At 52.8% G+C, this 12025-nt stretch carries 13 protein-coding genes; 6 read left to right on the top strand and 7 right to left on the bottom strand.

From position 1 onward, the window contains the following. The first annotated feature begins 131 nt into the window (after positions 1 to 131). Positions 132 to 1457, top strand: coding sequence for a 2-hydroxycarboxylate transporter family protein (locus tag C5687_RS16390; RefSeq protein WP_104557384.1), 1326 nt, complete (start codon positions 132 to 134; stop codon positions 1455 to 1457). 34 nt (positions 1458 to 1491) lie between these two features. On the opposite strand, the gene C5687_RS16395 is transcribed toward C5687_RS16390, so the two are convergent. After that, positions 1492 to 1953, bottom strand: a complete 462-nt coding sequence (locus tag C5687_RS16395; RefSeq protein ID WP_025760194.1) for a winged helix-turn-helix transcriptional regulator — start codon at positions 1951 to 1953, stop codon at positions 1492 to 1494. A gap of 61 nt (positions 1954 to 2014) precedes the next feature. Between C5687_RS16395 and C5687_RS16400 the strand changes: the two genes are divergently transcribed. Continuing rightward, positions 2015 to 2251 (top strand): tautomerase family protein, encoded by a 237-nt coding sequence (locus C5687_RS16400; RefSeq protein ID WP_025760193.1) that lies wholly within the window; start codon positions 2015 to 2017, stop codon positions 2249 to 2251. 41 nt (positions 2252 to 2292) lie between these two features. Here the strand turns inward: C5687_RS16400 and C5687_RS16405 are convergent, their stop codons facing one another. Then, positions 2293 to 2592 carry an ArsR/SmtB family transcription factor gene (locus tag C5687_RS16405; protein WP_025760192.1) on the bottom strand — a complete coding sequence of 100 codons (300 nt, stop codon included), beginning with the start codon at positions 2590 to 2592 and terminating at the stop codon, positions 2293 to 2295. Positions 2593 to 2752: 160 nt separating this feature from the next. Between C5687_RS16405 and fusA the strand changes: the two genes are divergently transcribed. After that, positions 2753 to 4852 (top strand): elongation factor G, encoded by a 2100-nt coding sequence (fusA, locus tag C5687_RS16410; protein ID WP_047958695.1) that lies wholly within the window; start codon positions 2753 to 2755, stop codon positions 4850 to 4852. A 73-nt stretch (positions 4853 to 4925) separates the two neighbouring features. Here the strand turns inward: fusA and C5687_RS16415 are convergent, their stop codons facing one another. Further along, entirely contained in the window at positions 4926 to 5351 is a 426-nt protein-coding gene (locus tag C5687_RS16415; RefSeq protein ID WP_059386926.1) for a DUF3828 domain-containing protein, read from the bottom strand. Positions 5352 to 5611: 260 nt separating this feature from the next. Next, the gene (locus tag C5687_RS16420) at positions 5612 to 6184 is read right to left on the bottom strand and encodes a flavin reductase family protein (protein WP_095440595.1); all 573 of its coding nucleotides are present in this window, start codon (positions 6182 to 6184) and stop codon (positions 5612 to 5614) included. Positions 6185 to 6292: 108 nt separating this feature from the next. Between C5687_RS16420 and nhoA the strand changes: the two genes are divergently transcribed. Beyond that, on the top strand, positions 6293 to 7129 hold the full coding sequence (nhoA, locus tag C5687_RS16425) for an N-hydroxyarylamine O-acetyltransferase (RefSeq protein WP_104557385.1): 837 nt from the start codon (positions 6293 to 6295) through the stop codon (positions 7127 to 7129). Between the two features lie 9 nt (positions 7130 to 7138). Here the strand turns inward: nhoA and C5687_RS16430 are convergent, their stop codons facing one another. The 3 genes from C5687_RS16430 to C5687_RS16440 all read right to left on the bottom strand — a co-directional run bounded on the left by C5687_RS16430 (position 7139) and on the right by C5687_RS16440 (position 9907). Continuing rightward, the gene (locus tag C5687_RS16430; protein WP_104557386.1) at positions 7139 to 8092 is read right to left on the bottom strand and encodes a GlxA family transcriptional regulator; all 954 of its coding nucleotides are present in this window, start codon (positions 8090 to 8092) and stop codon (positions 7139 to 7141) included. 61 nt (positions 8093 to 8153) lie between these two features. Then, positions 8154 to 8831, bottom strand: coding sequence for a cysteine hydrolase family protein (locus C5687_RS16435; protein WP_238380489.1), 678 nt, complete (start codon positions 8829 to 8831; stop codon positions 8154 to 8156). 146 nt (positions 8832 to 8977) lie between these two features. Further along, entirely contained in the window at positions 8978 to 9907 is a 930-nt protein-coding gene (locus tag C5687_RS16440) for a LysR family transcriptional regulator (RefSeq protein WP_104557388.1), read from the bottom strand. Between the two features lie 154 nt (positions 9908 to 10061). Between C5687_RS16440 and C5687_RS16445 the strand changes: the two genes are divergently transcribed. Together C5687_RS16445 and C5687_RS16450 are read left to right on the top strand one after the other, a co-directional pair. Continuing rightward, positions 10062 to 11150 carry a 4-oxalomesaconate tautomerase gene (locus C5687_RS16445; RefSeq protein WP_104557389.1) on the top strand — a complete coding sequence of 363 codons (1089 nt, stop codon included), beginning with the start codon at positions 10062 to 10064 and terminating at the stop codon, positions 11148 to 11150. 68 nt (positions 11151 to 11218) lie between these two features. Next, on the top strand, positions 11219 to 12025 hold an 807-nt coding region (locus C5687_RS16450), incomplete at its 3' end, for an MFS transporter (protein WP_146086288.1).

Consider the following 12025-nt stretch of genomic DNA (forward strand, 5'->3'; position numbering starts at 1 on the left):
GCGCTGAGCCTGTTTTAAGAAAAGGCCACGTAAGTCATTATTTTTATATTAAAGAACATTTATTGCTATCAGGAATAGATTTCAGTTTATTCCTTTCTCTGTTTATCCGAACACAATTTTCAGGTGATTATATGAAAGATAATCCTGTACCGACTTCTGAACTGTCGACCTCGCGTTTTGCCTTTGGGCTCAACAATACCGAGGTGGGCGCGGTTCCGCTGATGCTGTTTGTCGGGATCGCCGCCATTGTGGCGACGTCCGCCTGGGCAGGGCTGCTGCCGAAAAATATGATCGGTGGTCTCGCGGTCATCATGACGCTCGGTTTCGCGTTTGCCAAAGTAGGGCGTCAGATCCCCTTGCTGAAAGATATCGGCGGTCCGGCGATCCTCTGCCTGATGGTCCCCTCTGTGCTGGTCTATTTTGGGGTCTTCGGGAAACAGACCCTTGATACGGTGCATCTGCTGATGAAAGAGGCGAATCTGCTCTATTTCGTCATCGCCTGCCTGGTGGTCGGCAGTATTCTGGGGATGAACCGGGTACTGCTCATTCAGGGGATGATGCGCATGTTTGTTCCGCTGGTGGCGGGGACATTCATGGCCATACTAACCGGGCTCATTATGGGATCACTGTTTGGTTATACGCCTTACCACACCTTCTTCTTTATCATTGTGCCCATCATTGGCGGCGGGATTGGCGAGGGAATTTTGCCCCTCTCCCTGGCCTATTCGGCAATACTGGGACAAACGCCGGATGTTTTTGTTGCGCAACTGGCACCCGCTGCGGTCGTGGGGAATATTTTCGCCATTGTGTGTGCAGGCTCGCTGGCGCGTCTCGGGACCAAACGTCCGGCGCTTTCTGGAAACGGCATGCTCACGCGCAGTAAAGAAGACACCAGCCTGTTTGCAGGGGCGCAAAGTGCTCAACAGACGGATTTTCATCTGATGGGGGGCGGATTACTGATGGTGTGCGCGTTTTTCATCGTCGGCGGATTGTTTGAAAAACTGGTCCACATTCCCGGCCCGGTGCTGATGATTTTGATTGCCGTGCTGTGCAAATACTTCAGCGTGATCCCGGCCTCCATGGAGCAGGGGGCGCACAGCTGCTATAAATTTGTCTCCGCTGCGCTGGTCTGGCCGCTGATGATTGGCCTCGGGATGTTATACGTGCCGCTTGAGAGCGTGGTCTCAGTCTTCTCGGTGGGGTACGTGGTGGTGTGCGGTTCGGTGGTGATTGCGATGGCGCTGAGCGGCTACTTTATTGCGTCGCGTCTGAACATGTATCCTGTGGAAGCGGCCATCGTCACCTGCTGCCATAGCGGTCTGGGCGGGACAGGGGACGTGGCCATTTTGTCCGCCTCTAACCGGATGTCCCTCATGCCGTTTGCACAGATTGCGACCCGCATCGGCGGCGCGTCGACGGTGATCATCGCCACGCTGCTGATGGGGTGGATAATGTAACATGCTGCGGGTAAGCCGGGTAACGTTGCCGGGCTTACCCCTTTGGTGTCGGCACAATCTGCACCTGATGGGGTTTCACCTCATGACCCTGCGTATTCACATAGCCAATATGCAACGGATCGCCTGTCTCTTTATCCACCAGTGTTAAATGCGGTGCGGTGTGTAACACCTGTCTGTGTCCCCATTCCATCAGCGCCAGAAGTACCGGGGCAAGGGTGCGGCTTTTTTCGGTAAGCTGGTACTCATAGCGTTCCCGTGCCCCTTCTTCCCGGTAAGGTATTCGGGAGAGCAGCCCCAGCTCCGTCATCAGTTTTAAACGCGTCGCTAAGGTTTGTTTCGTGATCCCGGTATGGCTACGCATGGTTTCGAAGCGCGTCACGCCGTAAAACGCCTCCCTCAGGATCAGCAAAATCCATTGATCGCCCACGATTTTTGCCCCTTCAGCCAGACCGCACAGTTCGGGCGAGAGGTAAGGCAACGATTTTTCTTTTGACACCGGCGGTTTTCCTTTCTAACCTGAGTATGATTTTTAGACCTTGGTTATTAGGGAGAATACAATGCCTTTTGTGAATGTACAAACGATTAAAGGGATCATGAACGACGAGCAGAAGAGCGAGCTGCTGCGCCGGATGACGGACTTGATGGTGGAAATCGAGGGAAGAGGGGATCCCGAGTTCCGTCGCTCGGTCTGGATCCGTATTGATGAGCACGACCCTGAGCAGTGGAGCCTCGGAGGATTACAGCCAACCGCTGAAATGATTGCGAAGACATTCGCGACAACACAGCCGTCCTGATGCAAAGCCGGGAGGTGTAATCGCCTCCCGGCACGACCGGGTTACGGTGTACGCAGCAAAATCTCCATTAGCCCCGGAAAGCGGGCATCCAGATCTTCTCTGCGCAGGGAGATCATATTTTCTCGTCCCTGTGGACGTTGCCAGATCACCCCGCTGTCGCGCAACACGCGCCAGTGATGAGTCATAGTGGATTTCACCACTTCATCCGGACGCAGCGCATTACAGCTGAGTTCGCTGCCATCGGACAGGCGGCGAATAATCGACAGCCGGAGCGGGTTGCCGAGGGCAAACAGCACATTTTCCAGCAATATTTGTTCAGTTTCGGGATGGTTAGGGATCATCGTTTTCCTGCGCAGGGTGTCAGATTGAGCTATATCAACAATAGGTCAACCCTTAAAAAATAGTTCGATAATACTCGTACAATAGGACTATTATAGCAAACGAATGAGTAAGCGACCATCCCGGTCGTCACAGAGACGTCATACAGACTAAGGAAATATCATGCCCCGACCCATTCCTCTCGAACGTTATCGTAACATCGGTATCTCCGCGCATATCGATGCCGGTAAAACGACCACCACCGAGCGCATCCTGTTTTATACCGGGATGAGCCACAAGCTGGGCGAAGTACACGATGGCGCGGCAACAACCGACTGGATGGCGCAGGAGCAAGAGCGCGGGATCACTATTACCTCCGCGGCCGTCAGCTGCTTCTGGCCGGGTATGGACAGAGGCTTTGAACCGCACCGGATCAACATTATCGACACCCCGGGGCACGTGGATTTCACCATTGAGGTGGAACGTTCCATGCGCGTCCTCGACGGCGCCGTGATGGTGTATGACTCCGTCGGCGGCGTTCAGCCCCAGTCCGAAACCGTCTGGCGTCAGGCGAATAAATACCACGTACCGCGTCTGGCCTTCGTCAACAAAATGGACCGTCCGGGTGCCGATTTCTTCCGCGTCGTGCGGATGATGCAGGAGCGCCTGAAGGCGAATCCGGTACCGATTGTGATCCCGGTAGGCGCGGAAGAGCACTTCACCGGGGTGGTGGATCTCATCAAGATGCGCACCATTCTATGGGACGATGCCACGCAGGGGATGGTGTTCACCTACGCGCCCGTGCCGGATGATTTAGTGAATACCGCCCGGGAGTGGCGGGAAAAAATGGTCTCGGCGGCGGCGGAAGCCAGCGACGAGCTGATGGATAAATACCTGGAAACGGGCGATCTGGACGAAGCGGAAATCATCAGAGGGCTGCGTATTCGCACCATCTCGGGTGAAATCCAGCCGATGCTGTGCGGCAGCGCGTTTAAAAACAAGGGCGTGCAGCGCATGCTCGATGCGGTGATTGAGCTGATGCCCTCGCCGCTGGACGTGCCCGCTATCGACGGTGTGGATGAAAAAGGGCAACACGCTGAGCGTCATCCCAGCGATGATGAGCCATTCTCCGCACTGGCGTTTAAGCTGATGAGTGACCCGTACGTCGGCCAGCTGACCTTCATCCGCGTGTACTCTGGCGTGCTGCGCAAAGGCGACGCGGTGTATAACCCGGTGAAAGGGAAGAAAGAGCGGATCGGGCGTATCGTGCTGATGCATGCCAACGATCGCCATGAGGTGGACGAACTGCGCGCCGGAGATATCGCGGCCTGCGTTGGGCTGAAAGATGTCACCACGGGTGACACCTTAACGGACCCGAATGCGGTGATCACCCTGGAACGCATGGAGTTCCCCGATCCGGTTATCTCGCTGGCTATCGAGCCGAAAACGAAAGGTGACCAGGAGAAAATGGGGATCGCCCTGCAGCGTCTGGCAGCGGAAGATCCCTCTTTCCGCCTGCATACTGACGAAGAGTCCGGTCAGACCATTATTTCCGGGATGGGAGAGTTGCACCTGGAGATTATCGTCGACCGCATGAAGCGTGAGTTTGGCGTCGAGGCGAACATTGGCCGTCCGCAGGTCACCTACCGGGAGACCTTGCGTAAAGCGGTGAAGGATATCGAAGGCAAATTTGTCCGTCAGTCCGGTGGGAAAGGGCAGTACGGTCATGTGGTGCTGAGCCTGGAGCCGACCGAGCCCGGCAGTGGCTTTACGTTTGAAGATGCCACCAAGGGCGGCGTGGTGCCGCGCGAGTATATTCCGTCCGTTGAGAAAGGGCTGCGTGAAGCCATGAACAGCGGTGTGCTGGCCGGATATCCGGTTGTCGATGTCAAAGCGACGCTGACGTTTGGTTCGTATCACGATGTCGACTCCTCGGAGATGGCCTTCCGCATGGCGGCAATCCTCGGCTTTAAAGAGGGGGCGCGCAGGGCGGATCCGGTGATCCTTGAGCCGATCATGCACGTGGAGGTGGAAACACCCGAAGAGTATGCCGGCAATATTATGGGCGATCTCTCTTCCCGTCGTGGCATGGTTCAGGGCATGGAAGAGCAGTACGGAAGCCAGATTATTCGCGCGGATGTACCGCTGGCGGAGATGTTTGGTTACGCCACGACATTACGCTCAATGTCCCAGGGACGCGCGACGTATACGATGGAGTTCCATCATTTTGCGGAAGCTCCGCGAAATGTGGCGGATGAGATTATTGCGCGGCGTGCGAAGTAGTTAGTTAATTACACATGGTAGTCATTGGGCTACCATGTGTTTTTGCTGCTGTAGCAGGGGGGCTGTCAGTTAATTACTTGATCAGCGTGGCCGATCGAACTTTCCATTTCCCTTTTTCCTGAACGAGACAATCTGCTACAACGTGATCTTGTTTCTTACCAAACGCGATATAAACGTTTGTGCAAACGGCATCAAAATCAGAATGCAGGACGGTTATCTGATTCCAGTCCTCATCCCAATCCTGCGCTTTAATGAACATATCCGCATCAGGCATGTCTTTCTCGTTACTATCCCCTGAGTACATTTCCTTAATTGCAGCAATTGTCCCTGAGGCAACGTATTCATGCATGATGTCTGGATTGAGAACCGGCGGTTTGTCCTGATTCAGCTGCGCGATATACCATTGGTTGAATTTGAGCGCTGCCTGCTCTGGGGCATAGACACTTCCAGCAACCGCGAACGGAGACAGGGCAAAGAGAAAAAAGTAGAGTATTTTCATTAGTCGTGCCTGAACAGTGCGTATTTTCCACCGGTTCTGATTGCTTCGGTGACGTAGCGAGCACAATACCCCGTACTTTTCGGTTGGGCGTGTGATTTGGCATACGAGATTGCACCATCTTTATTCCATGACATGAGATATTTCCTTAATAAAAGAGTTCTAAGAAACAACTCCGAAAATATCCTCCGTTTCGCATCATTATTGTAAACATAAAATGCCATAGAATTTTACTATAATTCAGTAAGATATGATTTAGGCAATCAATCCAGCGCCTTCACCATCTTCCCACTCGCCACAAACGTCCCCGCGCCCAGATGATGCAGCGTATTCAGCTTATCACCGTCAAACTGCCAGCGTCCTTCGACAAACGCGCGCTCATCCGCTGCCGCTGAAACCACTTCGCCAAACAACGTATCGTACTTTTCTGCTGCGGATGTGACGGGTAATAACCGACACTCCATCCATGCCAGACATTTTTCTTCTATGACGGGCAGGCCGAGCGCGGGACCGTTTACCACCGGGATGCCGTAACAGTTGAATTTGTCTTCATCACGTCCACTGACGCTACCCACCGCCCAGGTCCAGTTGGCTGCAGCCACGCCGGGAATGACGATGCCAAACTTTCCGCTGCGTTCAATCAGTTCGCGCGACCAGGTGCTTTTATCCACCACAATAGCGATGCGCGGCGGTTCAAATTCCACAGGCATGGACCAAGCGGCGGCCATAACGTTGCGTCTGTCCAGGGTTTCATCCCGGCTGGTGATAAGTACGGTGGGGCCGTGGTTCAGCAGACGGCTGGCATGCCGTAATTCAACAGGGCGAAAGTGGCTCATAGGATCTCCTCATCTACAAAGATGAGTATGCAGAAAAAGCACGGAAATCAAAGTGGACACGTAGAATTAGTTTATAAACACAGCATCACTATCAAAGGAAACTGATATATGTCCCCCTTTCTGACTGCCTATTACGCTCGTATCGGCTGGAAGCAGCCGGCCTCTGTTGATATCGACACCCTGCGAGCGCTGCATTTGCATCACAACTGTGCGATCCCTTTTGAGAATATCGATGTCGTCCTGCCGCGCGAAATCCAGCTTGACGATCAGTGCCTGGTCGACAAACTGGTGACAGGGAGACGTGGGGGATACTGCTTTGAGCAAAACGGCCTGTTCGAGCGAGTCTTGCGCGAGGTCGGGTTTACGGTGCGTAGCGTGCTCGGGCGCGTCGTATTAGCTAATCCGCCGCAAATGCCGCCGCGTACGCACCGCCTGCTGTTAGTTGAGCTTAACGGCGAGCGATGGATTGCCGACGTTGGGTTTGGCGGCCAGACGCTGACGGCGCCGATTCGTCTGCTCGCTAGCGAAGAACAGGAGACGCCGCACGGGCTGTATCGTCTGCTGAGCGAAGGCAACGACTGGGTGCTGCAGTTCCGACACCACGAGCACTGGCAGTCGATGTACCACTTTGACCTGACAACGCAGTATTTCAGTGATTATGTGATGGGGAATTTCTGGTCGGCGCACTGGCCGCAGTCGCATTTCCGTCACCATCTGCTGATGTGTCGCCATCTGCCGGATGGCGGCAAGCTGACGCTAACCAACTTCAACTTTACCCACTGGCAGAACGGCCATGTGGAGGAGCAGATCCATCTCCCCGATGCCGCGGCGCTGTATCAACTGATGCAGACGCGCTTTGGGCTGGGCGTTGATGATGCGAAACACGGTTTTTCACTGGCAGAGCTGACGGCAGTGATGGCGGGTTTTGATACGCACGGGAAATAACCTGGACCGCTATCGGCCGCGAAATTCGCGTCGATAGCGGGAAGGCGACGTATTCAGCCGATTGTTAAAGTGACGACGCAAGGAGGTTGTCGAGGGAAACCCGACCCGCTCGGCAATGTCATCCACCGGCTGGTCAGTTTTTTCGAGATAACGTTGCGCGACGTTAATGCGTTGGTTCAGCAGCCAGCGCGAAAAACTCTCCCCGGTTGTTTGCTGAATACGCCGGGTAAAGCTGCGGCGGCTCATACAGGCCTTTTCCGCCACGCAGTCCAGCGTGAGGGCGAGCGCAAGGTTCTCCGTTGCCCAGGCCAGCGCGTTGGTGAAATTATCCCCGCGACGCGTATTCTGAACCGGTAATTCGACATATTGCCGCTGTCCACCCTGACGATGGGACGGTACAACCAGCAAACGCGCGACGCTGTTTGCCACTTCTGCTCCCCATGCCTGACGCACCAGATGCAGACAGCAGTCGATACTGGCCGCTGTTCCTGCAGAAGTGACAACGTCACCATCATCGATATAAAGTACGTCATTATTCATTTGCGCACAGGGGTAAAGGCGCTGAAAGTCAGCTGCCCATCGCCAGTGCGTTGTCGCAGGCCGGTTTTTTAATAGCCCGGCGGCTGCGACAACAAACGCGCCCATACACAAACCGATAATACGTGCTCCTGCGGCATGGGCATTTTGCAAGGCCTGCAAAAGTTCTGGTTCAGGAACATGCTCAGGGACATCCCAGCTTGGGACGATGACCATATCCATTCCGGCCAACCCATCCAGCCCGCGCTCAACAACGATAGAAAAACCCGCATTGGTTTTAAGCACACCAGGCGTCGTGGCGCAAACAACCAGCTGACAAAGTGGCTCACCTTTCGGCGTCAGCGCTTTCTCAAACACGGCATACGGCACCGACAGGTGAAAAGGGATGATGCCATTAAATACCACAATACCAATTTTCAACGTCATATCAGTCTCCATGTGCCAGCCAGTATAGAAGTCTGGCTGGCGACAGGGTTTAAGTCCGGTCTTATTTTGTGACTGGCAGTGCTATAACGTCTTCAGTGGTCATTATCTCAGCGAATACATCGGCAACACCGGCTAATGCCGCACGTTGCAGTGTTTTGTGATCCACCACGCCACCCTGACCGTCATCCAGATCGCGTGTTGCTGTTGCATCTTCTGGAATAATCACGCTGTAACCCAGGGGGACGGCGTCACGCGCAGTAGACGAAATGCACATATGCGTCATCAGACCAATCACAATCACGGTTTTAATCCCTTTTTTCTTTAATTGCGCATCCAGATCGGTGCCAACAAAAGAACTGGGGGTCGTTTTGGTGATAATAGTGTCTTGCGCAGAAGGTTGCAGATCTTTATGGAATTGCGCATAGACAGACCCTTCGGCGAACAGCGGGCTATCCTTCGGCCCCAGATGACGCACGAAGTATACCGGCAGCCCGATATGATGGGCATAGCTGACCAGTTTTTGGCTATTCTTAAGGACTTTCTCGCCATCCGGGATAACCATCTGACCGCGAAAATCGTTTGATGCGTAATATTCGTTTTGAATATCCACGACGATTAACGCAGTGTCAGAAGCAGATAAAGATTGCGTTGCCGTTGCGCCCGTCATCGCGCGAATTGTTTTGCTATTCATCCGGGGTGTCTCCTGTTCGGTAGCGTAAGTGGAAAACGTACTTATCATGCCAATCAGCAATGCCGTACGAAAAATGGATATCTTCACGTGAATTCCCTCTGTGTTCTGTTCGGGAGCCATTATTTCGCACAGTCATCAACGACAGGAGTCACCTGGAACACCAATACCGGTACTTTTGGGCCAATATGAGACGGTTACAACTGGGTAAATTTGCCAATCCAGGGGCTGCGGTTTTCACCGGACCACAGATGTAAAACCATCTCCCGGAACTTCTCCGCCGCCGGGCTCAGGGTTGTTTCCCGGCGCTGTACCAGCCCCAGGGTGCGGCGTATGACGGGTTCAATCAGCGGACGGCTGACCAGAATATGATGTTCATCGGTCGGCATCGCCAGGCTGGGAACGACAGAGACGCCAAGACCCGCTTCCACCATCCCCAGTGACGTTGACAGATGACGCACTTCATAAAACCAGTTCGGTTTCCAGGCCATTTTCTCGAACGCCTGATCGATAAGCGAACGGTTCCCGCTGGAACGCCTGACCCCAATCAGCTTCATGCCTGCCAGATCGTCCCAGGTCACCAGCGGTTTTTTCGCCAGTTCATTGTCGCGGCGGCATGCCAGAACAAAAGGTTCGTTCACCAGCGGGGCAAAATCGATATTCGGATGTGTGATGTTTATCATATTTATACCGAAATCTGCGTCGCCATTTAAAACCGCTTCGAGACAATCGCTGGCACTGTGCTCAAGGATGCGGATCCGGATGTTTGGGTAGTCATTGTTATAATCTCGTATCACGGAAGGCAGGAAATAGAAGGCGGCAATAGGGATACAGGAAACTGTAATAACCCCGGCCTGATGCGTCGCCATCTCTTTAATACTCAGGACTGAGCTTTCATAAAAATCGATTAAATTCTTTGCTTTAGGTAAAAATTCTCTTCCCACCGTTGTGAGCTTGACGCTGCGCGTTGAACGCTCAAACAGCGTGGTACCCAGACTTTCTTCCAGTTTTTGAATTCTTCGTGTTAACGCCGGTTGTGAAATATGAAGAAATTGCGACGCTTTTGTAAAACATCCGATTTCTGCAATTTTTACAAACGCTTGTATTCCCTGTAATTCATGTTGCATGTCTGCATCCCATTTTCGCTTTTCTTAAACCACGATAACGCAAGGGTTATTAATGTGCAAAACGTATTAATCCCGCTTTTTTTGACATTAGAGTTATCAACTGGAGTGTGAAAACCTTATTGCGCTCCTGATAAAAGTGAAATGAGAAAAAGACATGCTTAAGATCCCATGTGTATTAATGCGTGGCGGGACATCAAAAGGTCCCGTCATTCTGGCCAGCGACCTGCCTGCGGAAACCGAAGCGCGTGATGCGGTTTTACTCAGCCTGATGGGCGCGGGCCATGAACTTGAAATTGACGGTATTGGCGGAGGAAGCCCGCAAACCAGTAAGGTGGCCATCGTCAGTCCTTCCGACAGCCCGGACGCTGATGTGGATTATCTCTTTGCGCAGGTGATGGTCAACGAACGTCGCGTCGATACCACACCCAACTGCGGCAACATGCTCTGTGCCGTGGGGCCCTTTGCGATAGAAAAAGGGCTGGTGAAGGCGCAAAGCCCGGTAACGACGGTGCGGATCCGTAATCTTAATACCGGGACTCTGGTTGATGCGGAAGTGCAAACGCCAGATTTCCGGGTCGTGTATGAAGGCGATACCCAGATTGACGGTGTGCCGGGTACCGCTGCGCCCATTGGCTTAACGTTCCTGAATTCTGCGGGTTCTAAAACAGGAAAATTACTGCCAACGGAGAGTGTGACAAACGAATTCGACGGAATTGAAGTCACCTGTATCGATATGGCAATGCCCATGGTATTGATTGACGCCTCAGCCCTGGGAAAAACAGGAGGGGAGTCACCCGCAGAGCTGGACGCTGATAAGGCTTTTAAAGAAAAGCTCGAACATCTGCGTCGTCAGGCTGGCGCCGCGATGGGCTTAGGGGACGTGTCCAACAAAGTGATCCCTAAACCGGTTCTGCTCAGCAAGGCGCGTAACGGCGGAACGCTTCAGGTGCGCTATTTCATGCCACACACCTGTCATAAATCACTGGCGATTACCGGATCAATTGGTATTTCGACCGCGACGCTCATTGAAGGATCCGTCGCCGCGAAAATTATCGCCGACCGACCAAAGGATCGTTTTACCAATATTATTGATATCGAACATCCAAGTGGAAAAATATCGGTGTCACTATTGAGGGAAGATAACAATATCGAAAATACCCGTGCGGCGGTTATTCGTACTTCACGTAAATTATTTGAAGGCGTTGTTTGCGTACCTGAGAAAATGCTCTCTGAAGTTGATTAAATAAAATCCGAAAAACATCTGCCTTACACAACGAAATTCTGTACCTTAACTATAATACTGAGGTTATTATGGCGTTAACGCATGCTAACAATACCCAGAAAGCATCTGAGCCGGTAAAAGCCAGTGCGCATATTCGCGTAATTCTGGCGCTGGCATTATCCGGGCTTGCTGAACTTGCTTCTCTGTTTTTTATTCAACCTCTGCTGCCGACGCTGGCTGTGGAATATAATGTGCCAGTCAGTCAGGTGAGTATTATCCTGTCAGCAGAAACGGCGCTGCTGGCAATTGGCTTGCTGTTTACCGGAACGTTATCCGATCACTATGGCAGGAAGCGGTTAATTATTGTCTCCCTTCTGCTGGGCGGGATCCTGACGCTGCTCTGCCCGCTGGTGGAGTCCTGGGCGATGCTGGTGGCGCTGCGTGCGGTGATTGGTCTGGCGCTGAGCGGTATCGCGGCAGCGGCAACCGCCTACATCAGTGAGGAAGTCGCACCGGTAGCAGCAGGGATCGTCACGGGATATTTTGTCTTCGGTAACTCGATGGGCGGCATGTCCGGCCGTATTGTTGCCAGTCAGCTTATCGATCACGTTTCTATTCATGTCATCTTTTACGGCTTTGCCGTCAGTCTGATTGCGGTTGCTATTCTGGTGAAATTCCTTCTGCCTGAATCCAAAAACTTCACTCCTACGCAAAACCTGAACGTGATGCGAATGGTAAAAGGGGCAGCATCGCATTTCAAAAACAAAAATCTGGCGCTGGCGTTTGTCATCAGCTTTATTATCTTCGGCGCATTTACCTCACTTTATAACTATCTGGCTTTCTTCCTGAAGGGTGAACCGTTCCATATTTCACCGGCTAATGCAGGTCTGCTCTCC

The sequence above is a fragment of the Enterobacter sichuanensis genome (assembly GCF_002939185.1).
In the GTDB taxonomy this organism is placed as follows: Bacteria; Pseudomonadota; Gammaproteobacteria; order Enterobacterales; family Enterobacteriaceae; genus Enterobacter; species Enterobacter sichuanensis.

What these genes read in the sequence shown, in the direction of transcription:
- C5687_RS16430 (WP_104557386.1), bottom strand. Translation starts at nt 8,092, where the DNA reads ATGACGTTGAAAATTGGTATTGTGGTATTTAATGGCATCATCCCTTTT.
- C5687_RS16420 (WP_095440595.1), bottom strand. Translation starts at nt 6,184, where the DNA reads ATGAGCCACTTTCGCCCTGTTGAATTACGGCATGCCAGCCGTCTGCTG.
- nhoA (WP_104557385.1), top strand. Translation starts at nt 6,293, where the DNA reads ATGTCCCCCTTTCTGACTGCCTATTACGCTCGTATCGGCTGGAAGCAG.
- C5687_RS16440 (WP_104557388.1), bottom strand. Translation starts at nt 9,907, where the DNA reads ATGCAACATGAATTACAGGGAATACAAGCGTTTGTAAAAATTGCAGAA.
- C5687_RS16445 (WP_104557389.1), top strand. Translation starts at nt 10,062, where the DNA reads ATGCTTAAGATCCCATGTGTATTAATGCGTGGCGGGACATCAAAAGGT.
- fusA (WP_047958695.1), top strand. Translation starts at nt 2,753, where the DNA reads ATGCCCCGACCCATTCCTCTCGAACGTTATCGTAACATCGGTATCTCC.
- C5687_RS16405 (WP_025760192.1), bottom strand. Translation starts at nt 2,592, where the DNA reads ATGATCCCTAACCATCCCGAAACTGAACAAATATTGCTGGAAAATGTG.
- C5687_RS16435 (WP_238380489.1), bottom strand. Translation starts at nt 8,831, where the DNA reads ATGATAAGTACGTTTTCCACTTACGCTACCGAACAGGAGACACCCCGG.
- C5687_RS16400 (WP_025760193.1), top strand. Translation starts at nt 2,015, where the DNA reads ATGCCTTTTGTGAATGTACAAACGATTAAAGGGATCATGAACGACGAG.
- C5687_RS16415 (WP_059386926.1), bottom strand. Translation starts at nt 5,351, where the DNA reads ATGAAAATACTCTACTTTTTTCTCTTTGCCCTGTCTCCGTTCGCGGTT.
- C5687_RS16390 (WP_104557384.1), top strand. Translation starts at nt 132, where the DNA reads ATGAAAGATAATCCTGTACCGACTTCTGAACTGTCGACCTCGCGTTTT.